The organism is Enterobacter sp. RHBSTW-00975 (assembly GCF_013615235.1).
Taxonomy (GTDB): domain Bacteria; phylum Pseudomonadota; class Gammaproteobacteria; order Enterobacterales; family Enterobacteriaceae; genus Enterobacter; species Enterobacter ludwigii.
The window spans coordinates 3,595,256-3,618,011 of sequence record NZ_CP055883.1 but is presented as its reverse complement, the minus strand read 5'-3'; the positions used below and the strand labels follow the sequence as shown (position 1 = coordinate 3,618,011).

Genomic DNA, 22,756 nt, shown 5'->3' with positions numbered 1-22,756 from the left:
GCCATGACTCCGGCCCTCTTCCACGAGAGAGGGCCGGAGAAACAAACAGCCAGTGATTAGCGCTCTCGCAGCGCCTCTTTCGCCCGGTTGAACGGCTTGATCATGTAATCCAGCACCGTTTTCTCACCGGTTTTAATGTCCACCGTCGCGATCATCCCCGGCACGATTGAGAAGTGCCTGCCTGCTTTATTCACCAGGTAATCCTGGCTGGTGCGGATAAATACCCGGTAATAGAACACCTCCGGCTTGGCTTCGTCCTGAATGGTGTCCGGCGAAATGGTTTCAACCACGCCGTGCAGCCCGCCATAAATGGCGTAATCGTAGGCGGTGATTTTTACCAGCGCTTCCTGATTCGGGTGGATAAAGGCGATATCGCGCGGGGAGAGACGGGTTTCGATCAGCAGGTGATCGTCCACCGGCACAATCTCCATCAGCTCGCCGTTAGGCGGGATGACGCCACCGATGGTGGTGACTTTGATGTTTTTCACGATCCCGCGCACCGGAGATTTCACCGTTAAGCGGGTCACTGAATCCTCGCGGCCTTTGAGGATCGCCGAGACCATATCCACTTCAGCGTTGGCCTTGGATAACGCCTCGCGGGCCTGAACATAGTACTGAGATCGCACGTCGGTGAGTTTCAGCTCCAGATCGCTTTTCTGCCGCTGCAGGCGCAGTACTTCCACGTGGCTGGCGGCGCCGGTTTTCACCAGACGCTGAGTGATCGCCAGCTCCTTATTCGCAAGATCCAATGCCGCACGCAGCTCCCGCTGGGTATCTTCCAGCTGCGCACGGCGTGAGTTATAGAGCCGGGTTTCGGCGGCGGTCAGATCGGTCCACTTCGCCAGCGAAGGGGGAAATTTCAGCGGCAGATCGTTTACCTCGGCGTACAGTCGCACGCTGGAGGCCAGCGAGGCACGGTAGCGCGCCGCGCTTTCACCAACGTTAGATTCTGAACGCGTGGGATCGAGCCGCGCCAGCACTTGTCCGGCCTGCACCTGGTCACCCTCATGGACGTTCAGCTCGGTAAGGATCCCCCCGTCGAGCGACTGTAAAACCTGCTCGCGCGAACTGGGGATCACTTTGCCCGTGCCGGTTGAGACTTCATCCAGCACGCCAAACCACGCCCAGACGCCAAGTACCACGAACATCAGTAAAGAGAAGATAACAATCCGCCGCGCACCGGTGTAGCCGCTTTCGGAGTCGAGCGCATTGTCCAGGTCGTCCATTGCGGCGACGTCACGCTGACTGATTTTCATTTTTCCACTCCCGTCCTGTTGCTGCCTGCTGCTGCTGTTGCTGCATGCGGCTGTTGTTCAGCGCCTGCGCTTTCGGCGCGTCCATCACCAGCATTCCCTCTTTGAGCACCACGACGCGCTCCACCAGTTCCAGCACCGGCACGCGATGCGTGGCGACAATCAGGGTGCGGTTGCCAAGCCAGGCGCTCAGACGCTGGATAAATTCCCGCTCGGTGTGCTCATCGAGCGACGCAGTCGGTTCATCCATCAGCACAATATTGGGGTCGCGAAGCAGCATGCGCGCCAGCAGAATGGATTGCCGCTGGCCGCCGGATAACCCCACGCCATTCTCCATAATCGGGTAGTCCAGACCCTTCGGCAGTTTCTGCACAAAGCCCGCAGCGCCGGTTAACTCCAGCACCTCGAAAATCTCCTCATCGGTGGCGCGCGGCATGCCGAGGGTGATGTTTTCGCGCAGGGTGCCGTAAAAGAGCCGGGCGTTCTGGGTCATAAAGCCGACGTTACGCCGGACATCGGCGACATCGAGGTGCGGGAGGCTGAAGTTATCGAGCCGCAATTCACCGCCGGCGAGATCCATTCCGCCCGCCATCGCCTGCAGCAGGGTCGATTTTCCGGCGCCGTTACGCCCGAGGATCGCCACTTTTTCACCTGGCTTAATCTCCAGACGGTTAATGCGCAGGGCCATGCGCGGATCTTCCGGGTGATAGCGGAACTGCGCCTGCTCGAAAAGATAGTGACCGCGCAGTACGTCCTGGCGGATCGGCGTCTCCTCACGCTGGTTTTCTGTGGGGAGCTGCATGATGCTGTCCAGTCCCTCTTTCGCCGCTTTGACCTGCTGCCAGCGCGCCAGCACGCCGCACAGGGTGGCCATCGGAGCGATCATGCGCGAGGCCAGCATCGAGGCGGCGACCACCGAACCGGTCGTCAGCGTGCCGTCGATCACCATCGGCGCACCGACCACGATCACCCCGGCATAGACCAGGCTCTGAATCGTCATTCCCCAGCTGATCAGGTTCTGGGTCAGTTCACGGGTGCGCAGGCCAGATTCAGCGGTGATCTGGATGTAGCTGTTCCACTGCTGCAAAAAGCGGTTTTCCGCCTGCATCAGCTTTATGTCCTCCAGCCCCTGCACGCTCTCCACCAGCACGGCGTTGCGCAGGGTGGATTCGTGCGCCGACTGCTTCGCGAGCTCTGCCAGCTTTTTCTGCAGCAGCAGACCGGGCAGGACCATGATCACCGCGGCGACCGGTGCGATCCACGCCAGTTGGGGAGCGATGATTGCCAGCACCACCACGAACAGGAAAAAGAAGGGCAGATCGACAATTGTGGAGATGGTGGAGGAGGTGACCATCTCGCGGATCTGCTCCAGCTCGCGTAGCTGGGAGATAAAGCTGCCGGTCGAGCGAGGGATGGCGCTGTTGCGCAGTCGCAGGGCGTGACCGAAGACCCGATCCGATACGCGCAGATCGGAGCGTTTGCCCAGCAGATCCATAATGTGCCCGCGTGCCACGCGCAGCACAAAGCCAAACAGGGTGGCGATCAGCACGCCGATGGTCAGGACATACAGCGTCGGGTAGGACTGCGCGGGGATCACCCGGTCATACACCTGCATGGAAAAGACAATCCCCGACAGGGACAGGACGTTAATGAACAGCGCGGCGAGCATCACCCAGCTGTAGGGGCGCAAGTCGCGCATCACCAGCCGGTAAAGCCAGTCCGGACGGTATTTCGAAATATAGGCATCCACGCGGCTGTCTTTCAGCGCGGCCAGTGGACGCAGGGCAATGACGTGGCGGATGGCGGGCAGCATGGCGGTCATCGAAAGCCGGTTGGTGTAGGTCTGATCGTCGAAAAAGCTGACCTCCAGCGTATCGTCGCCATCGAAATGTTCGATCACGCCGATCCTGCCGTCGTTCATTGCCGCCACGACCGGCAGACGCCAGCTGTTGATCGCCTGCTGATCCGCCGTCAGCAGCTGAAACGACAGCCCTGCTTCACGGGCCAGCTGAGTCAGTGCAGGCACCATCGGTTTTCCTTTTAGCCACGGCGCGCCCGCGAGCAGCGCACCGGGTGAGCAGGCGACGCGGTAGCGCGTGGCGACAAAACCAAAGGCCTGCGCCCACTGCGCCAGGGCCTCATCCGTCATGGTCTCACCTTGCGGGATATCGCGTTGCTTCATGGCTGGATCTCCACGGTCTGGATGGTGCGGTTATCAAGATCGAACGCGTGACGCAATTGCCCGGTGTTATAGAGGCAGTTGAGCTGCAGCTGGTGCAACTGTCCGAGGGTCTGCTGCTGGGTAAAACGCGCCTGATAGACCTCCTGCTCGGCATTAAGCACATCGAGCAGCGGGCGAGAACCCAGATCCAGATATTGCTGCTGATAGAGTTCACGGGTGCGGGCGCTGAGCGCCTCCTGACGGCCCTGAATCTGCAGCGTGCTCAGCAGGCTTAATACCTGGCTGCGCGACTCCAGCAGTTTCTGGCGTACCTCGAGGCGGGTACGCTGAATGGTGGACTGTGCGGCTTCTACCGCGTGGCCTGCGGCGTTACGCCGGGCGGTGAGGCCGCCACCCTGATAGAGCGGCATCTGCACTTTCACCCATGCAGAGTATTGGGTGCGATCCCGCGTTTCGTTACCCGCATAGCGTTCGTTCAGGTAGTGGCGCACCTCCGGCTCCAGCGAGACGGTCGGTGTCATCTGGGCGTCGGCGTAGTCGAGATTGGCCTGGGCGACGTTAGCCTGCGCCCAGGCGGCTAATACTGCCGGGACCAGACGATCGTCCGGCTCGGCAATGTCGCAGCTGCGGGCCAGCTTTTGTGGAAAATCGTTGCTGATCGTGTTGAGGGTGTTCCAGCCAAGAAAGCTCATCAAAGTAGCACGGGCGCTGTCGAGGCTGGCCTGGTACTGCATCAGCTGGGCGCGCGCGCCTTCGATACGTGCATCGGTCTGCACCACGTCAGAGAGTGAGGTGGCCCCTTCGTCATTACGCTGGCGGGTGAGGGTACCAATCGAAGAGAGCGCCTCAAGCTGCTCTTTGGCGGTGTCGACCATTTGCTGCCAGGTTTGCACCTGCACCATCGCGATGGCGGTATCGTGAGCGATAGTGTCGATGCTGACCAGCACGTTGGCCTGCTGCTGGGCGACGCCGGCACTTTCTGCACGCACCTGGCTTGCCACCTTGCCAAAGTCGTACAGCATTTGTGAGAGGGAGAGCACCAGCGACGGAGTAAAGCCATTATCGTCGCCATCATGGGTATAACCGTTATCCATGCCGGCATTAATTTGCGGATAGTATTTCGATTTGGCGACGTCCACCTCTTCGCTTTGTTGGTAGAGTTTCCCCACGGCTTCACTGATGGCCGGGTGCCAGGTGACGGCGCGGTTGACGGCTTCGCCAAGCTGCAGCGTGCCGGGGGCAGCCTTGCCGACGACAGGCGCCACGCGGCCATTCAGAGAGGGGAGTTCCTGCGTTTCACGGAGTTGTCCGGTATTGATCATCGCCGCCGGCGTCGCGGAGAGGGCGGGCACAGATATCAGGCAGCACGAGAGCCACCAGTAAGGCATCTTCATTCCCATGTCTTATCCCTAATAAAAATGTACTGCTTTATTGTTTATGCCCGGGCGCTGTGCGCCCGGGTCATTTGTGCAGGTGCTATCAGGTAACGATGTGTTGCTGGTTCACTAACTCGTCGTAGGTGGTCTGGACGTTATCCAGCGTCACGAGCGTCGTATTAGTGTAGGTGCTCCCTGAACCATCACGGTCGATGGAGATCACGGTATTGCCATTACTATTAGTAACATGCAGATAATTACCGAGCGTTGAGCTGCTCCCGTTCCAGCCCACCAGCAGATCGCCGATATCGATTTTGTCCCCCTGCGTGAGCGAGAAGTTGGTCCAGTGATCGCCGGCAGTGCTGCTGACGTTGCCCGCGGTGGCGTTGCCTGCGGTGGCGTTCAGCACCTGGTAAATCAGGGTGTCGCCGTAGGCGGTGCCGGTAATGACGTCGTTATGTTCCGAGCTGATGAACTGCGGCGCCATATTGATGGTCAGCGTGGCACTGTCTGTTTTCCCGTCGGCATCTGTCAGGGTGTAGTTGAAGGTCTCCTTCGAGGTGATGGTTGAGAGCGACACCCCGGTGTTGAGGGTGTAGGTGTAGTGGCCGTCCGCAGCAATTGCCAGCGTGCCGTAATGGCCGACGACGTTGACCGTTGCGCTGCCGGTGTACGGATCCAGCGTGGTGGTCACGCCGTTGTAGCCGGTCACGCTGAGGCGGGTATCCACTGAGTGCAACTGATCCATCGCCCCGGCAGAGTCGGTGCCATCGAAGATGTTGCCGTCAACGGTGTGGCCGCTGGTAGAGTCGAACTGGGTCAGCGAGTAGGTGGTGCCGTTCACGCTTGGGGTAATGGTAATGTTCCCCACGCTGAGCCCCGGTACGCTACCGGTATAGCTCAGCGTATAGGTTCCGGCATTCAGATCCAGCCCGGAGAGCGCGATGTCGATATTGCCGCCCAACAGCGAACCGCCGCTGAAGGAGCCGCTGCGAACAACATTCGAACCGTCACTGATTGACCAGTTCACCGTCAGGCCGCCCAATGCCAGCAGCGATGCCACGTTAAAGTGCAGCGACACGTTATGCAGCGCGGTGTTCGGATCCACCACGAAGGTTCCGCTCCCGCTGCCCTGGGTTGATGACAGCAGCGCGGTTGTCCAGCTGGCCGTCCCGACGGTGGTATCCGAGTAGGTCGTCGTGTGATGCACTGAGGTGACGTCCATCGCGGTACTGACATCGTTGACCGCATCCATCGCCCGCGCGGTTGGGGTGATGTTGAGCGATGCCGTATCCTTCGCCCCATTTGGTGCGGTGATGGTATAGACGAACGTATCCGGCGTACTGATCGCGTCAGCACCCACACCGGCTTTCAGGGTGTAGGTGTACTGTCCGGACGCATTGATGCTCAGCGTGCCGTATTCCCCCTGGATGTCGGTCAGGCCGCTGCTGTTCACCGCCACGCCGTTCACTTCTGATACCACCGCGCCGGTTGCGACATCGTTATCCAGCACATCTCCGGTGGTGGTCTCGCCCACGCTCGACACGCTGTAGACATGATCTTCCAGCACGTTCAGCGTGTAGGCGGTCAGGGCGGTGATCCCTGCAGCCGTATTCAGCAGGAAGAGGTACTCCCCGGCAGGCAGGTTCAGCGTCAGCTGAGACGAGGTACCGCCCAGCAACGGCGCACGCAGCCAGCCCGGTTCGACGCGCATCTGCTCGAAGGTCTGCGTCGCGTTATTGAACTTGTAGACATACAGGTCGAATACCGACGCCAGCGCCACACCGCCCACGGAAGCCTGAATGGTCATGGTGCGGGTGGTACCTTCCTCCACGTTATAGATGATCGGATTGCTCAGATCGTCCAGCAGGTTCAGCCCCAGCGTGTTGCCGAGATTGATCCCCACCACGGTAAAGCCGCCCTGCGACGAGGTGCCGTTATTGATTTCATGGACCGAGGTGTCAAAGGTCAGCGAGGCCGTGTCATCTACCGCCACAATACCGTTAGCGGTAGTACCGGCACCCAGCGACAGTACCAGGTTCGCCGACGCGCTGACGCCGTTATGGGTGATGGTGTAGGTGAAGCTCTCTGTCCGGCCTACGACCGAGGCGCTGGTGTCGGTCAGGTTGTAGGTGTAGCTGCCATCGCGGTTAATGGTCAGCGTACCGTACTGGCCCTGAACAACCGTGCCGTCGGCGTTCACGCTGGTGGTGACACCCAGCGCGTTGGTGACAGCAGAGACCGTGGTGCCTGCCGGGGCGTTGTCGCTGCCCGCGGTCGGGTCGGCGTCGAGAATTACGTTACCGTTCAGGCTGGTGTCGCCCGTCACGGTACCGGCGCTGGTTTCTTTCACCGCCACATCGAGGCTGGTGTAGGAGCCGGTCGCCAGCAGGTTAGTGTTATAGCTCAGCACCCGGTAGTCGCCGTTCGCCAGCCCGGTCAGGTTCAGCGATACGCCGGTAGCCCCGAGGGTCAGCAGATCGGCAAACTGGGGTTGTCCGGTATCCACCACGGTAGTCCAGGTACCGTTGACGCTGTCCCAGCGCTGTACCACCAGCTCAAGGGTATTGAGCAGGGAGAGCACCGCACCCGTGGCATTGGCGTTCACCACAATATCCGCATTGCCGCCGCTGCCCACCGTGAAGTCCACCTGGGCAGTATCATTACCCAGCAACGTGAGGACGTTGCCTACGGCACCCACCAGCAGGAAGCCATAATCACTGTACTGGCTGTTGGTGACGGTGGCCGTGGTGCTGATATCCAGCTCTTCGACGTTATTGCTGGCGGAGAGCGGGACGACCGGTGCGAGGGCTGAGCCGGGCTGCGACGTATTACCTGCGGCATCGGTGGCGGTGATCTGCAGCGTCTGACCTTCCGTCTGTTTATTGAGGAAGGTATAGCTGTAGGTGCCGTTGCTGCCCGCGATTGTGGTCACCGTGCTGCCATCGCCAAGACGGATAGAGACGGTGCTGCCTGCCTCCGCGTTACCGGTCAATACGCTACCGTCAGCGTTAAAGGTTCCGGTTGGGGCCGTTGGTGCCGTCAGATCGACAATCACGCTGGTGGCGGAAGAGACCGGGCTGGTGCCCGAACTGTTCGTCGCCGTGGCGGTAAAGGCGTGAGAGCCTTCGCTTAACGCCGGGGTGGTGAAGGTCCAGTTGCCTGAACTATCTGCCACTGCCGTTCCCATCGACACGCCGTTGTTATACAGCGTGACGGTGGTGCCTGGCAGGGCTGTACCACTCAGGGTTGGCGTGGTGTCGTCAGTGGTTTTACCGTTGGTCAGGTTACCGGTGACGGTGCCGACGTTATCGTTGATGGTGGTGATAAGCGGTGCGTTCGGCACCGGCGTCGCAGGGGCAATCACCGACGTGCTGACACCTGCGTTACCCGCCTTATCGGTGGCATAGACCAGCAGTGATTCACCGTTGGTTTGGGCCGGCGTGATTGTCGCGTTAAAGTTTCCGCTGCCGTCAGCCGTCGCGGTACCGAGTACTGTTCCGGTACTGGTGGTGATGGTAACGGTGCTACCCGCTTCGGCGGTCCCGGTGACGTGCGTACCGTTGGTGATCACGGCAAGGCTTGCCGGCACGTTCGGTGCAGTCAGATCCACGGTAATGGTGGTGGTGGCCGATGGCGTACTGGTGTTGCCCGCGGCATCGGTGGCGGTGGCGGTGAAGTTATGCGTGCCTTCCGTCAGTGTGGTGGTGGTTTGCGGTAGCGTCCAGTTGCCGTTCGCATCGGCGGTGACCGTGCCGACAAGCGTCGTGCCGTCATAGATGCGCACCGTCGCGTTGGCTTCGGCGGTCCCGTTCAGCGCTGGACGCGCGTCATTAGTCGGGTTATTGCCGGTTACCGGTCCGGTGATGCTGCCGACATCATCGACAACCGCACTGATGACCGGCGCAGCTGGCGCGGCGGCATCCACGTTGATCACATAGGCGGTGGTCGGGGCGCTGGTATTGCCCGCGGCATCGGTGGCGGTAAAGGTCAGGCTGTGTGACCCGTTGCTCAGCGCCGGAGAAGGGGTAAAGCTCCATGCCCCGCCTGTCGCGACCGCGCTACCAATCTGGACGCCGTTATCGAAAATTTTCACCGTGGCGCCCGCTTCCGCCGTACCCGTGAGGGTAGGCTGCGCGTCGTTAGTCAATCCGCCATTGGCAATCGGCGTAGCCGCATTGCCCACATCATCCACAATGCTGCTCAGCACCGGCAGGGCTGGTGGCGTCGTGTCGATAGTCAGGCTAAAGGCCGCTGACGAAACGCTGGTATTACCCGCTGCATCCGTGGCCTGCGCGGTGAAGCTGTGCGCACCCGTGGCTAAGGTGGTCGTGAGCAAGATACTCCAGTTGCCACTGGCATCCGCGGTGCCCGTTCCGACAAGCGTTGTGCCTTCGTAGATATTCACAGTCGCAAACGGCTCACTGGTCCCGACAAGCCGTGGCACGGTGTCGTCGGTCGTCTGTCCTGAACTGAGCGGGCCGGTGATGCTGCCCACATCGTCAACGGCCTGGCTGATAACCGGCGCATTAGGTGCACTGGTATCAACAACCAGCGTAAAGCCAGGCGACGCCGGGCTGACGTTCCCCGCCGCGTCGGTCGCGGTCGCGGTCCAGGTATGGCTGCCATTGCTCAGCGCTGATGACGGCGTAAAGCTCCATGCTCCAGTGCCATCCGCCAGCGCGGTGCCGACCGGCTGTCCGTTCTCATAGATGGTCACCGTGGCGTTGGCTGCCGCGGTGCCCGTCAACGTTGGCGTGGTGTCGTCGGTACTTTGCCCGGAAGTCAGCGGCGTCTGTACGCTGCCTGCGTTGTCTCCCGCGGTCGTGATGGCTGGTGCCGCCGGTGGTGCCGTATCCACTGTCAGGTTAAACGGTGCCGTCGTGCTGCCGGTGTTGCCAGCCGCATCGGTGGCATTGAAGGTGATGGCATGAGGCCCGTCACTCAGGGCGGTGTCAGGCGTGTAGGTCCAGTTCCCCTGGGCATTAACCACCGCGGTGCCAATCTCGTTGCCATCCACAATGATATGCACTGTGGCACCCACTTCGCCCGTACCGTTGAAGGTCGGACGCGCGTCGTTGGTGCTGTTGCCGGTAGTGAGCGTACCGGTGACCGGGCCGACGTCGTCAATCACACTGCTGACCAGTGGCGCAGCAGGGCCTGCTGCATCCACGGTAAAGGCAAAGACCGACGAGTTTGCTGACGCATTGCCTGTCGCATCGGTGGCGTAGGCGCGAAGGAGATAGTTGCCGTCGCCCAGCGGCGTGCTCGGGGTAAAGGTCCAGTTACCACTTCCGTCGACGGTCGCAAGGCCAATTTGCGTACCGTTATTCATGATATGGATTGTACTGCCCGGTTGTCCGGTGCCGCCGATCGTCGGGGTGGTGTCGTTGGTGACTTGCCCGCTGGTGAGGTTGCCGGTCACGCCGCCAGGGGCATTGTCGTTAACCGTATCCAGCGTTGGAACCGTTGGCGCCGTCAGGTCAACCACGACGTTCCAGCCGTTAGATACCTGGCTGACGTTGCCCTGTGGGTCGGTGGCGGTAACGGTGAAGGCGTGGGGCCCTTCGCTGAGCGCGGTGTCAGGGGTGAACGTCCAGGCACCGGTGCCGTCAGCTGTGACCACGGCAATCTGGGTACCGCCGTCGAAAATTTTCACCACGCTGTTCGCTTCCGCCGTCCCCGAAAGGGTTGGCGTCGCGTCATTAGTCGGATCGCCGCTCACAATCGTGGTGGCAGCATTGCCCACATTATCCGTTACGTTGGTGATCGCTGGCGTGGTGGAAACCGTATCAACGACGATGGTGAAGCCTGTCGACAGACCACTTTCATTGCCCGCGGGATCGGTCTCGCGGATGGTCAGAACGTTATTGCCCTCCGCCAGCGCGGGCGGTGTGAAGACCCAGGTCCCCGTATTGCCGACCTCTGCGGTACCCAGCAGGGTTCCGTTGCTGTAAACGGAGATGGTATCGCCCACCGTGCCGGAGCCGGTAAGGGTAGGCTGGTTATCGTTGGTGGTCTGCCCGTTGGTGAGTTGACCAGTGCCAGGGCCGACATCATCAATCACTGAGCCAATGGTCGGCGTGTCCGGTGCGGTGAGGTCAACGGTGACGGTTGCAACCGGCGAGCGGCCGCTGGTCGAGAGCCCGACCGTCGCGGTCACTTCAAAGGTGTGCAGCCCTTCACCCAGCGCAATCAGTGGGGTATAGCTCCAGTTACCGTCCGCATCAGCAATCACGTTGATCAGCGGAACCGCGATGCCGTCCTGGTAGATGGTGATAATGCTGCCCGCTTCGGCCGTACCCACGAGTGTCGGGGTAATGTCGTTGGTGGTTTTGTCTTTCACGTCGCCGGTGACAGGCGTTTCATCATCGTTAATCGCCGTAATGATGGGCACATCCGGAAGATTCGGCAGCGTACCGGTGACGGTGTAGGATGCCTCAGGACTGAGGTTGCCCGCGGCATCGGTCGCGGTCACCGTCAGCACAGCGCCATCCGTTTGGGCTGGGCTGAGTGCGATGGAGAAGGTGCCACCGGTGGCTACGCCTGTACCGAGAACATTACCATTGTTATCGGTTACAGTGATGGTAGCCCCCGCTTCGGCGGTGCCGGTCAATGGAGTACCTTGAGCGGCTATGCCAGTAACCGCAGGAGCGGCCGGATCGAGAGTATCGACGTTAACGCTAAGCGGTGCAGAGCTACCGGACGTATTGCCGGCCGGATCGACCGCGGAGACGGTAAAGGTATGCGGGCCTTCCGCCAGCGTGCTGTCGGCGGTCCAGCTCCAGTTGCCGTCCGGCTGTACCGTTACCGGCACCGTGGATGCTGTACCGTCCACAGAGACGATAACGGTGGTACCCGGTTCGCCGGTGCCCGTGAGGGTCGGCGTGCCATCACGGGTATAAAGCACATTGCTTGTGAGCTGGCTGTCAGACACCGCGTTAATCAGCGGGATTTCTGGCGCAGTGGTATCAACGGTGACGGTGAAGACCGGGCTGAGGCCGCTGACGTTACCTGCAGCATCGACTGCCGCAACGGTGATGTTGAGTGGGCCATCAGTCTGGGTCGGAAGATCGAGAGACCACTCGCCATTGCTGCCGATTTCGACGCGTCCTAGTTCAACGCCATTGTTATAAACGATGACCGTTTCGCCCGCAGGGCCGGTACCGCCCACACCGGGGGTCGTATCCGTGGTAACACCACCGTCTGGCTTACCGCCAACGGCGCTAATGACAGGCGTATCAGGTGCCACGGTATCAACGGTGATAGTGATCCCCGGTGACGCCGCCGAAACGTTACCGGCTTCGTCGGTGGCGGTGGCGGTAAATTCGTGGCTTCCCTCATCAATGCTGGCGTCAGGGCGCCAGCTCCAGTTGCCGTTGCTGTCTACGGTGACGCGACCCACTTCGGTGGCAGGCTGACCATTAATGCTGTCATAAATAATAACCACATCGTTCGCCGTGCCGGTGCCGCTCAGGACCGGACGCGGATCGTTCGTGGTTTCCCCGTCGGCAACCGGTCCGGTTATCTGGCTGACGCTGTCCGTAATCACCGGTGCTGCTGGCGTAGCTGGCGGGTCGGTGTCAATGGTGATGGTCACCGGCTGGGACGGGGCGCTTTCGTTGCCCGCGCCGTCCTTGTTGGTGACGGTCAGGGTGATGTCGTAGGTACCGTTGGCCAGTGGGGTATCCGGTGTCCATGTCCAGTTACCGTTGCTGTCCACCTCGGCGTCACCAATTTTGTCTGTGCCGTTGTAGATAGTCACGGTATCGCCCGGATTGCCGGTGCCGCTCAGCGTCGGCGTGGTATCGCGGGTGGTCTCTCCCGGGTTCAGCGGGGTTTCTGTTGTGCCGCCGTCAGGGTTCACGGTGATTTCTGGCGTCTCCGGCGTGGCGGGTGCCACGGTATCGACCACCAGCACAAACGGGCTGGAGACGGTCGTATTCCCGGCGGTATCGGTCGCATGAACCGTCAGAGAGTGCGAGCCGTTGGTGAGCGGGGTGGTAGGGGTGAAGCTCCAGCCGCCGGTACCGTCGAGTGTGGCGGTACCGAGCAGGGTATTGCCATCATAAAGCGTAATAACCGTACCCGCCGGCGCGCTGCCCTGCAGCAACGGTTGCGTGTCATCCGTGGTGTCGCCGCTGGTGAGCGGGCCCTGAACGTCACCGACGTCGTCGGTTACGTTTGTGATGGTCGCCGCCGGTGGCGGGGTGATATCGACCGTAAAGGTGAAGCCGCCTGACGGCAGGCTGATGTTACCTGCCGCGTCGGTGGTGACGGCGGTCAGGGTATGCTCACCGTTACCAATCGGTGTGCCTGGCGTAAATGTCCACGCGCCGCCGCTACCGACCAGCGCGGTGCCGATATCAACACCGTCCAGACGAATGGTGACCGTTGAGCCCGGTTCGGCAGTGCCGTTGAGTGTCGGGGTTGGATCGTTCGTGATGGCACCTGCGGTGAGCGCGCCTGTGCTTCCCTGAACATCGTCCACCACTTGCGAAATTACCGGTACTTCGGGTGCGGTACCGTCAACAGTGATACTCCAGGCATTTGATGGCCCGCTTGGGTTACCGGCGGCGTCAACTGCCGTTGCGGTCAGCACGTGGCCGCCATCAGCAAGTGGCGAGGATGGCGTGATACTCCATACGCCAGATGCCGGAACGAGTACCGTGCCGATGACCGTGCCGCCGCTGGAGAGCGTGATGGTTGTGCCAGGCTCGCCCGTTCCGTTTATGGTTGGCGTTCGGTCATTAGTGAGCCCGTTCTGGGCGACAGGGCCTGTAGTGGCAGAGGCATCATCGTCCACTGAAACGATAACCGGCGTTTGCGCGGCGGTAATATCCGGCGCAATGGCAGGGGTTGTTGGCCCGGTATTGCCGGCGGGATCGGTGGCATCTGCGGTCAGGGTTTCACCGTTGGCTTTTGGTGGGGTCAGCGTGACGGTGAAGCTGCCGTCGTCATTGGCTTTCGCCTCACCAACCGTGACGCCATTTTCACGGATGGTCACGGTGCTGCCCGGCTCTGCGGTACCTGTCACTTTGGTACCGTCATCTGAGACAACAACGTTATCCGGAGCCAGTGGCGCCGTGGTATCTGGTGCATCGGCTGTAGCGGGCAGGCTGGCGTTACCACTGCCGTCGGTTGCCACGACCGTCAGCACTTCACCGTTGGTCTGTGCAGGACTAATAACCGCCGTAAAGGTGCCATCGCTGTTGGCGGTGGTTTCACCGATGACCGCGCCGTTAGGATCTTTAATGGTGACGGTGCTGCCTGGCTCCGCCGTGCCGCTGACGCTCTGGCCGTTATCTGCCACCTGAAGGTTGCCGGGGGCGACAGGAGGGGTTGTGTCCGTAGCCGTGACGGTCGCAGGTGTGCTCTGGTTACCAGCAGCATCAGACGCCACCACGGAGATCTGCTGGCCGTTAGTTTGCGCCGGCGTTAACGTGGCAACGAAGTTGCCGTTGCCGTCCGTTGTCGTCCGCCCAATTATGGTGCCGTCGCTGCTGGTGATGACAATGCTGCTGTTTGGCTCGGCAGTGCCGGTAATCTGCGTGCCTGCCGGATTAAGCGTGATGTCGGGCGTTTCCGGCGGCGTGGTATCGACAATGAAGTTGATTGGCTGCGACAACCCACTCTGGTTCCCGGCAGCGTCGGTGACCTGCACCGTTATTGAGTGAGCCCCCTCCGAAAGCGGTTTGTCCGGTGTGATGCTCCAGGTGCCGTTGGGCTGAACTTTAACGGTCGCAATGGGCACGCCGTTATCAAAAATCGTAATTGTCCCACCGGGCTCTCCTCTCCCTGCAAGAACAGGTTTAGCGGCATCAGTGAACAGGCCAGAGGTAATTGCGCCTTTGATGGCACCCGTGTCATCGTTTAGCACGATGGCGGTTGGCGCAGTTGGTGCGGTGAGATCGACGGTAACGGTGAACACCGGGGAAGCCGGTCCGGTGTTACCGGCAGCGTCGGTTGCCCGGACGGTGAGCTGATGCGTGCTTTCGCTGAGATTGATCGAAGGGGTAAACGTCCAGGTGCCGTTGCTGGCAACGACAGCGGTGCCAATCGCGATCCCGCCATCATAAATGGTGACCGTAGATCCGGCTTCCGCGGTGCCGGTAAGCTGTGGTCGCTGATCGTTGGTGCTACCACCGTTACTGACCGGGCCGGTGACCGGATTGGTATCGTCTGACACGAGCGTGATGGCCGGCGCTGTGGGGGCGACGGTATCCACCACAAAGGTCACGGCGCCGGAGGCTGGGCTGGTGTTACCTGCCGCGTCGGTCGCGGTGGTGGTAATGGAATGGTTTCCGTTAGCGAGATTTGTACCCGGGGTAAAGGTCCAGTTTCCGCTGGCATCAACCTTGGTCTTGCCAATCGGCTGACCATTATCGTACAGGGTGATGGTACTGCCTGCTTCGCCGATGCCGCTGAAGGTGGGGCGGGCATCATCGGTACGCTGACCGTTAGTCAGCGGTCCGGTTTCTCCGCCAACGTCGTCATTCACAATAACGATATCGGGCGCATCGGGTGCGGTGGTATCCGGTGCTGTAACATGCCCGGCCTGGCTGGTATTGCCTGATGAGTCGGTTGCTGTGGCGGTAAGTTGCTCGCCATTCGTCAGCGGCGTGCTCAGAACAATGGTGAATTTGCCGTCGCTACCGGTTTTACCCGTGCCGACCAGGTTGCCGTCCGCGTCTTTCAGCGTAATCGTACTGCCGGGTTCAGCAGTACCTGTGACAGTTTTACCATCTGAGGAGAATTGAAGGTTGGAAGGCGCATTTGGCGGTGTGGTATCCGGATCGGAAGGATTGCCCGGCGTGCCGGGGTTCGTATTGTCATCATCATCGTCGCCACCCCCTCCGCCGCCGCTGCTTGCCGCGACAGCGATCCCGCCTGCGACAGCAAGACCACCGAGTACCCATGGCCAGATGGCTGCGCCACCGGTATCACCGCCTGAGGCCGCCAGTAATACGTCCGTGGAGGCGATAGATTCGTAGGTAGCAGCCCCGGTAGGATCTTCAATCCACCACAGCGCACCGTCACTCTCTTCCAGGACCAGCTGACTCACCCCCTCCGCGTCGGTGACGTAGAAATTCTTCAGGGTAATGACCTCGCCAGAGTGCAGCGTGACCACCAGATCGTTACCACTGCGGGCGAAGTGGGAGACATCGGCTCGCTCTACATGAAGCTCAACGATAGAGGAATGGCTCAGCGTAACCTGTGTGCCTTCCGTGGTAGTTTCCACGCCAGTGAGTTTCGATATAACAGAGATTTGGCTCATTTAGGTATTACTCCAGCAGAGTTGTCGTGAACGGCGTGCAAGATGCGCCATTTCTGCGGAAGGTAAAGCACGCCCCCGGCGGAGTTGCTGTTATTTACGCAGCACTCACCGTTATTTTTTTTAGAGCGAACGATGCCCGCCATAATCCAGAGTGGCAACATCAGAGCGAATCTAATTACTCATGAGAGAGAATGTCATTTATTTGTATTTTTGTGTTGTATAAAACCCTGTAATTAATGGAGGTATTGGTTTTGACGATATAAAAATGATATAGCCAGAAAAGTCTGAATGTGCAAATTAAGCATCTGTAAACACTGTGTGAAGCGTTGAAGGGGGCATTAATTCATAGCTGGCTATTATAATTTAAAAAATATAATTTGTTGTATTTATTGTATTTTTATTTGTTTGTAAATTGCGGTGTTTTATCATTTGGCATGAATAAATATTTAGCAGGGGACTTTTTATAGGATGGCGTTAAACGCTATTGTTTATGCCAGCTTAATGTGCGTTTAAGTTAAGGTAACGTTTTTGATATAACATATATTATGTTGGCAATTAATTAAAAATATATTCTTGTGCGGTGCCGGGATTCTGCTACGGAGAGAAAAATAATAACTAACAGGGAGTAAAGATAAAATATCCCGTTCAACATTTAATGGGGATACGACGCCAACATGATTCTGAGAAAAAAGAGGGGCCCGGGAATGAATAAAATGCATCGCTCACGCGTTTACTGACGTCATTCCCATTTCACCCTGGAGCCTTTTATGAACACCACCTCTGTGCGTTTGATCCCGGTGCTGATTTTTTCCCTGTTGTCTCCTCTCGCGCTGGCGATGGGCGATAATAGTACCGAGAGCAAAACACCCGACTGTCCGTCCGGACAGGTGTATGACAGTGCAACTCAGAAATGTGTGCCCGATAAGAGCAGCAGCCTGAGCGATCAGGACAAAACCAACTATGCCTATCACCTTGCTAAAAAAGGCGAGTACCAGGCGGCGCTGAACCTTCTTGATTCGCTAAAAAATAACAACACGGCTGAAGCATGGAACTATCGCGGGTATGCCACCCGCAAACTGGGTCGTACGGATGAAGGTATCGGTTACTACCAGCGTGCGCTGGCTATCGCCCCGGATTATGCCAAAGCCCGTGAATACCTGGGCGAGGCGTGGATGGTCAAGGGACGTCCGGATCTGGCCAAAGAGCAACTGAAAGTGATTGCCGGTATTTGCGGCCAGTCCTGTGAAGAGTACCGTGACCTGCAGGCTGCCATTAACGGACATCCGGAATCCTGATTTTCTGGTGGAGGGAAAACACATCGCTACCCGTGAGGTTCGCCAACAGTTAGCCGCACACCTCTCACGTCTCTGGCGTTATGGGCTGGTGTTGTCGCGAAACAGGGATGTCGCCGAAGAGCTGGTTCAGTCCACCTGCGTCCGCGCGCTTGAAAAAAGCAGTCAGTACATGCCCGGTACGCGTATCGACAGGTGGTTGTTTGCGATATTGCACTCCATCTGGATCTCTGAGCTTCGGGCACGCCATGTTCGTCAGGGGCAGGGGTTTGTCGCCAGCGACGAGCTTCTGGCACCGGATACCCGTGAACAGGATGAGACGCGCCTGCATTACCTGAAGGTGATGCAGCGCGTCAACGCGCTCCCGGAAGCCCAGCGCAACACGGTTTTTTTGGTGTATGTCGAAGGCTTTACCTATCAGGAAGCCGCGAACACCCTGGCGGTGCCGATCGGTACCGTAATGAGCCGACTGGCGACGGCACGGGCAACGCTGGCAGCGTCTGCCGATGCCTTGCCCCCGGTTAAGGAGAAACGCTCTTGAACGCGCACCGTTTTACAGCGCCCTATAACGATGAGGCTATCGTGGCATGGATAGATGGCGAGATGTGTCATGCCGACGCGCAAAAATTTGAAGAAGAGTTGAGACGTGACGAGCGCCTCTCCGGGCGGACCGCCGAGTTAATGAAAAGCAATGCGGATTACCCCGGCGCGTTTGCCGCTATGCTGGATGATGCTCCTCTGGAGAAGATGCAGGCCCGGCTGGCGGAACTGCCCGATCCGAAGCCCGCTACCCCGGCTGGCGTAAGCCGGCGCGCACTCATTGCCGCGTCGGTCAGTTTCCTGGTGGTCGGTTCCGGCGTGGGATATGGGTTGCGACCCGCTTTCGCACCGTCTGATGAAAACGCCCATATTCGTGACCTCGAAGCGCAATACATGTCGCTTTACAGCGTAGAGACATTGCTGGATATGGACAGTGCGCCGCATGTTCTGCAGCGTGGGCTGGAACGGGCAGCGCAGGATATCGGCCTGCAACTTCAGGCGTCACAGCTTATCCTGCATGGAGCAGAGCTTAAAATGGTCCGCATGCTGCGCTATGAAACCACCTCTATCGCGCAAATAGCCTGGATAAATGCCGACTATGGCTCGATGGCACTGTGCATCTCCCCGACAGAGCAGACAACGACAGCCGCTCAACAGGAACAGCGGCACGACATGAACCTGGTGTGGTGGCAGAAAGCGGGATATCAGTTTGTGCTGATCGGCCGCAACCCACTCCCACAGTTGCGGGGCAGTGCAGAGCAGCTGCAAAGCCTGATTTCAGGATGACGGGATACCGTTAGCCTGAATTGCAATGGTGATGGCAATCCTGTCATCAACGACTAGCGCAAATTTATCCATGCCGTAGGCCGCGCGCGAAATGGTCGTTGTCGCATCCAGCGTAAGGACCGGCGCGTGCGGATCTTTCACGATGGCGTCCAGAATGACCGGGCGGGCAATGTCGCGTACGGTCAATGTTCCGAACACCCTGAACGTTCCTGAACCCTGAGCGACCACGCGTGAGCTGATAAATTCGATAACAGGATAACGTTCAGATTCAAAAAACATGTCGCTTTTCAGTTGCCAGGTGAGCAGGCTGTTTGAGGCAACCAGGGTAGCCACGGGAAGGGTGACATGAATATGGTCATCGATATCCTTATCCGGGTTAAGCGTTACGGAACCCGTGACGCCACTGAATCTGGCCCAGGAGAGGATCCCCCCGAAGGCGTGCCAGGATAACCGTATGGCGGTGTTTTCAGTATCAATGGTATAGCTCTGCGGGGCGGCCTGCGCCAGCGGACAGAGCAACACGAACAGAATAACCAGGCGTCGCAACATCTCAGGATCTCTTTAGGGGTGGCAAGGCGTTAACGCGCAACCCCGGGGATCTATTCGGCTTTTAGGCGTCAGGACGTCTTAATAATATCCACCGAGATCTCGACGGCGGTTACCGGACCCCGGTTTTCCAGCCAGTGGACCGTGTTGTGATCTTCCGGCCAGCCGACACCGGGACCGTAATCAGTCGCAATACCGTGACGATGATCGGTGATGGTACCTTCAAGGATAAATACGGTGCCGGGTCTGTCGATATGATTATGCACCGGACCAAAGACCGCGCCGGGAGCGAGAGTGACTCTGCGCATGCGAAGCTGACGACCGACCATGCCCGCTATTTCCGGACCCAGATCGACGACGGAGAGTAATTCAACGGTAACGCCCTGGGTTTCAGGTGCGGTGTGTTTGCTGTTCATGATGGAGTCCCCCTGAGTCAAGTTTAGTCTGCAGGGAGCAGGGCAGGAGGGAATAAAAAAGGCCGCGTCTGCGGCCTCTCGAAGGGATTACTCAGTGACTTTCTTTTCCAGCTCGCTGGCACCTTCTTTGGTTTTATTCCAGCCTTTCTCAGCACCTTCTTTGGTGGCATCCCACCCTTTCTCGGTACCTTCTTTGGTTTTATGCCAGGCTTTCTGGGAATCTTCGCTGACCTTGCTGCCTAAGTTTTCGGTTTTACCCTCTGCAGCATGCTTCTGTTTCAGCTTCAGCTCTTCGCCTTTATTCTGCTCTTCGTGCAGTTTTTGCTTCGCGTCGTTGGCGTTTGCCTTCGCCGCAGCGACGGTATCGTCAGTTGCATGTGTGGTCGCAGCAAATACTGGGGAAGCCAGCAGAACGGCAGATAATGCGATAATTGTTTTTTTCATAATATCCTCATTTAACGTTATCGGTTATGAGCGTGATTCAGCATGGCACAGACGAAGCGGCGTGGCTTTAGGAAAAAACTGTAATGTTATTTTGGCGTTATACCGTGAAGCGTATTTAGTTACGCAGAGGAATTAATTGTTTTCAGGTTCAATGCCGTGTACCAGGGGCGTGCATATACATATTACGGGTGGCTTTTGGCCATGAGTAAAGTTAATTAACTCACTGAGCTTCGCAAAATATATTTTGACTCTCGCCGCTTGTTGGGGAGAGTTCGCAGAACAGTTTCACGCTGTCGCTCCTGGAATAGCCTGAAAAAGGCCCGCCAAAGCGTTGGGAGGTGTAAATATCGCGTTTTTGTCCCTGAGGGTCGATTGTTGTCAGTGTCCAGCTACTCAGGCGATCTTGCGGTCCGACGGGTATAAAAACATGCCAGTCTCCCTGCGGTACAAAAGAAAAATACCCGTTATTATCCGTTTGTGTCGTGGCTATTTGTCGGTCGAATTCTACTAACGAAACGGTTACCCGGGGCAGCGGTTTCCCTGCGTTATTCAATGTGCCCTCAATACGAGGGGAGGGATAATCATGGTAAACGCAGCCGCTGAGCAAAAACGTGAGAACCACGATAGCCTGGCTTGCGATGCGGTTTGAGGACGCTGTCATGGGTGCGAATCCTTTTGCGTTCAGGTATTTTTCGATGGCGTGAATGCAGTATACGCGGGTGGCGTAATTTCGGAACTGTAGATTCTGTTAAGGATGTTGATTTACTGAGTTTTTCCAGACTTATGCCTGGATAAATTGAGCGTGTGAATAGACACTGGCACCTCCAGGAGAATGTAGCTTTACGAGTTAAATAATCAGAACCTCAACTGTTCACCTTTTACCTTACTGTATTATCTATATTTTTATTAAAGGTGAGCATTGGTGAATAGTTATAAGTAAATAAATGGAGAGTAAGGTTTTGCCAGGACCTTTCTCTGGTCAGCCGGGTTTTGAGTGCTGCTTGTGCCAGAACTGCCACAACTGCAATGAATCGAGATGTTGTGTGATGAAAGGCAGGATCATATCAGGTTGAAAAAACGGAGAGCCTGAACATGAAACCCGAATCAGTCATTACTGCCCTGCAGAACGTTGCCGCTCAACAGCTTGCAGAGAGCAACCAGCACATCACTGACAAGCTGAGTGCATTTTCTGCGGCCAGCATGCAGATACTGAAAGAGATTTATACGTCCATTGAACGCTGTAAGCAGGAGCGGCAGACCGCCTTCGATGAGAGCACTGAGGCGGAGCAGGACTGGCGCAGCCGCTTTCGCACCCTGCGCGGCAGTCTCACCCCTGAAATGAAAGCTGAGCACAGCAGGCGTATCGCCAGTCGCGAGCTGGCCGACGAGTTCACCGGCCTGATTGCGGAGCTGGAAACCGACCGGACACGCGCCATGCTGACTGCCTGCTCCACCGGCAATAAATACCTTTCAGCGCATGAAGATGCCTTTACCGCTTACGCCGGTGCGCAATGGGCTCAGGCGGTCAATGCGGTTCCCGTCGCTCTCATTCGTGCTTTCCTGCTGCGCATTCGAGCCCTCGAAATGAAGGGTGAAAGCGCCCCGCAGTCCGTGGCCACCGGCGAGCTGCGCGATGCGCTGAGCCGTCAGGGCAGCCTGTATCACTTCGATATGACGCAGGAGCCGGTGTTGTCCGGGACGGGCATGCACCGGCCGCAGATTACTGACGTTGATACGGAGCTGTTACGCAGCCCTGCGAAGAGAATGATGCTCGCCAGAAAACTGGCTGAAAATGGCGAGACAAAAGCGGAGGAATAAGCATGTTTCACTGTCCGTTCTGCAAAACCAGCGCGCATTCCCGCACAAGTCGGTATCTGTCTGATAACGTCAAACAGCGCTATCACCAGTGCATGAACATCGAATGCTCGGCCACGTTCTGCACGCTTGAATCCATCGACGGGGTTATTCGTTCACCGGCAACAGAGCCGGTCATCCCTGCACCCGCACCGGCGGCCACCGTTAACCGTGCCGGTGCGTAAGCACGGCCAGTCATCAGGAGAAACATACGTGACCACACTGACGCTACAGAAAGCCTTTGAGGCCTGTCAGGCAAATAAATCCGCCTGGCTGCAACGCCGGGATGAACTGAAGCAGGCCGAACAGGCATACCGCGAACAGCTTGCCGGCAGCGGCCACAGTGGCCAGAGCCTGCAAACGCTGCGTGAGATTATCGACGTGAAAAAGTGGGAAATAAATCAGGCTGCCGGGCGTTATATCCGCTCACATGAGGAGGTGCAGCGCATCAGCATCCGTAACCGTCTGAATGATTTCATGCAGGCGCACGGCGCGGAACTGGCCGCCGCGCTTGCCCCGGAGCTGATGAATTATTCCGGGCAGCATTCCGCCGTTCAGCGCTGCGCCATGCAGCACTCACTCGACTATCTGAGGGAGGCGCTACAGGTCTGGCTGGCGGCCGGAGACAAAATTAATTATTCGGCACAGGATAATGACATTTTAACGGCCATCGGAATCAGGCCTGACGCGGATTCGCGCGATGATAATCGTGAAAAATTCACGCCTGCACAGAGCCTGAATTACACCCGCTGTCGTGCAGAACTGGCCGTGCAGTAGCCCGCTTAAAAA

The 22,756-nt window shown here is 58.3% G+C and carries 14 protein-coding genes; 6 read left to right on the top strand and 8 right to left on the bottom strand.

All coding sequences use genetic code 11. From position 1 onward, the window contains the following. Positions 1 to 56 precede the first annotated feature (56 nt). The 4 genes from HV340_RS17365 to HV340_RS17350 form a co-directional block, all read right to left on the bottom strand. Positions 57 to 1,226, bottom strand: coding sequence for an HlyD family efflux transporter periplasmic adaptor subunit (locus tag HV340_RS17365; RefSeq protein WP_086462978.1), 1,170 nt, complete (start codon positions 1,224 to 1,226; stop codon positions 57 to 59). Positions 1,227 to 1,236: 10 nt separating this feature from the next. Continuing rightward, on the bottom strand, positions 1,237 to 3,435 hold the full coding sequence (locus tag HV340_RS17360) for a type I secretion system permease/ATPase (RefSeq protein ID WP_047356649.1): 2,199 nt from the start codon (positions 3,433 to 3,435) through the stop codon (positions 1,237 to 1,239). Continuing rightward, the gene (locus HV340_RS17355; protein WP_014171284.1) at positions 3,432 to 4,835 is read right to left on the bottom strand and encodes a TolC family outer membrane protein; all 1,404 of its coding nucleotides are present in this window, start codon (positions 4,833 to 4,835) and stop codon (positions 3,432 to 3,434) included. Before HV340_RS17355 ends, HV340_RS17360 begins: the two co-directional genes overlap by 4 nt. A 79-nt stretch (positions 4,836 to 4,914) precedes the next feature. Next, entirely contained in the window at positions 4,915 to 16,089 is an 11,175-nt protein-coding gene (locus tag HV340_RS17350) for a BapA/Bap/LapF family large adhesin (protein ID WP_181216115.1), read from the bottom strand. 767 nt (positions 16,090 to 16,856) lie between these two features. Here HV340_RS17350 and HV340_RS17345 point away from each other — a divergent pair. From HV340_RS17345 to HV340_RS17335, 3 genes are read left to right on the top strand one after another with little or no spacing between them, the layout of a single operon-like run. Beyond that, complete coding sequence (locus tag HV340_RS17345) at positions 16,857 to 17,384, top strand: tetratricopeptide repeat protein (RefSeq protein ID WP_032678808.1); 528 nt, start codon at positions 16,857 to 16,859, stop codon at positions 17,382 to 17,384. Positions 17,385 to 17,391: 7 nt separating this feature from the next. Continuing rightward, positions 17,392 to 17,922: a sigma-70 family RNA polymerase sigma factor gene (locus tag HV340_RS17340; RefSeq protein ID WP_079231754.1), complete on the top strand. Its 531-nt coding sequence runs from the start codon at positions 17,392 to 17,394 to the stop codon at positions 17,920 to 17,922. Next, positions 17,919 to 18,707, top strand: a complete 789-nt coding sequence (locus HV340_RS17335; protein ID WP_059306109.1) for a hypothetical protein — start codon at positions 17,919 to 17,921, stop codon at positions 18,705 to 18,707. Before HV340_RS17340 ends, HV340_RS17335 begins: the two co-directional genes overlap by 4 nt. On the opposite strand, the gene HV340_RS17330 is transcribed toward HV340_RS17335, so the two are convergent. The 4 genes from HV340_RS17330 to HV340_RS17315 all read right to left on the bottom strand — a co-directional run bounded on the left by HV340_RS17330 (position 18,699) and on the right by HV340_RS17315 (position 20,774). Beyond that, positions 18,699 to 19,256, bottom strand: a complete 558-nt coding sequence (locus HV340_RS17330; protein ID WP_059306110.1) for a YceI family protein — start codon at positions 19,254 to 19,256, stop codon at positions 18,699 to 18,701. The genes HV340_RS17335 and HV340_RS17330 overlap by 9 nt on opposite strands. Positions 19,257 to 19,324: 68 nt before the next feature. Then, positions 19,325 to 19,669, bottom strand: coding sequence for a cupin domain-containing protein (locus tag HV340_RS17325; protein WP_025203422.1), 345 nt, complete (start codon positions 19,667 to 19,669; stop codon positions 19,325 to 19,327). Between the two features lie 87 nt (positions 19,670 to 19,756). Continuing rightward, positions 19,757 to 20,113 carry a hypothetical protein gene (locus tag HV340_RS17320; RefSeq protein ID WP_014171277.1) on the bottom strand — a complete coding sequence of 119 codons (357 nt, stop codon included), beginning with the start codon at positions 20,111 to 20,113 and terminating at the stop codon, positions 19,757 to 19,759. A gap of 220 nt (positions 20,114 to 20,333) precedes the next feature. Continuing rightward, the gene (locus HV340_RS17315) at positions 20,334 to 20,774 is read right to left on the bottom strand and encodes a carboxypeptidase-like regulatory domain-containing protein (protein ID WP_059306111.1); all 441 of its coding nucleotides are present in this window, start codon (positions 20,772 to 20,774) and stop codon (positions 20,334 to 20,336) included. Between the two features lie 431 nt (positions 20,775 to 21,205). Here HV340_RS17315 and HV340_RS17310 point away from each other — a divergent pair, with 431 nt between their 5' ends. The 3 genes from HV340_RS17310 to HV340_RS17300 are packed head-to-tail and all read left to right on the top strand — an operon-like array spanning position 21,206 to position 22,744. Further along, on the top strand, positions 21,206 to 21,931 hold the full coding sequence (locus HV340_RS17310; protein ID WP_059306112.1) for a hypothetical protein: 726 nt from the start codon (positions 21,206 to 21,208) through the stop codon (positions 21,929 to 21,931). 2 nt (positions 21,932 to 21,933) lie between these two features. Next, positions 21,934 to 22,152 (top strand): ogr/Delta-like zinc finger family protein, encoded by a 219-nt coding sequence (locus HV340_RS17305; RefSeq protein ID WP_059306113.1) that lies wholly within the window; start codon positions 21,934 to 21,936, stop codon positions 22,150 to 22,152. A 28-nt stretch (positions 22,153 to 22,180) separates the two neighbouring features. Continuing rightward, positions 22,181 to 22,744: a phage polarity suppression protein gene (locus HV340_RS17300; protein WP_059306114.1), complete on the top strand. Its 564-nt coding sequence runs from the start codon at positions 22,181 to 22,183 to the stop codon at positions 22,742 to 22,744. Positions 22,745 to 22,756: the final 12 nt, after the last annotated feature.

Bases quoted from the DNA above. Each gene is read 5' to 3' on its own strand.
- HV340_RS17365 (WP_086462978.1), bottom strand. From the start codon at position 1,226: ATGGACGACCTGGACAATGCGCTCGACTCCGAAAGCGGCTACACCGGT.
- HV340_RS17360 (WP_047356649.1), bottom strand. From the start codon at position 3,435: ATGAAGCAACGCGATATCCCGCAAGGTGAGACCATGACGGATGAGGCC.
- HV340_RS17355 (WP_014171284.1), bottom strand. From the start codon at position 4,835: ATGGGAATGAAGATGCCTTACTGGTGGCTCTCGTGCTGCCTGATATCT.
- HV340_RS17350 (WP_181216115.1), bottom strand. From the start codon at position 16,089: ATGAGCCAAATCTCTGTTATATCGAAACTCACTGGCGTGGAAACTACC.
- HV340_RS17345 (WP_032678808.1), top strand. From the start codon at position 16,857: ATGAACACCACCTCTGTGCGTTTGATCCCGGTGCTGATTTTTTCCCTG.
- HV340_RS17330 (WP_059306110.1), bottom strand. From the start codon at position 19,256: ATGTTGCGACGCCTGGTTATTCTGTTCGTGTTGCTCTGTCCGCTGGCG.
- HV340_RS17325 (WP_025203422.1), bottom strand. From the start codon at position 19,669: ATGAACAGCAAACACACCGCACCTGAAACCCAGGGCGTTACCGTTGAA.
- HV340_RS17320 (WP_014171277.1), bottom strand. From the start codon at position 20,113: ATGAAAAAAACAATTATCGCATTATCTGCCGTTCTGCTGGCTTCCCCA.
- HV340_RS17315 (WP_059306111.1), bottom strand. From the start codon at position 20,774: ATGACAGCGTCCTCAAACCGCATCGCAAGCCAGGCTATCGTGGTTCTC.
- HV340_RS17310 (WP_059306112.1), top strand. From the start codon at position 21,206: ATGAAACCCGAATCAGTCATTACTGCCCTGCAGAACGTTGCCGCTCAA.
- HV340_RS17305 (WP_059306113.1), top strand. From the start codon at position 21,934: ATGTTTCACTGTCCGTTCTGCAAAACCAGCGCGCATTCCCGCACAAGT.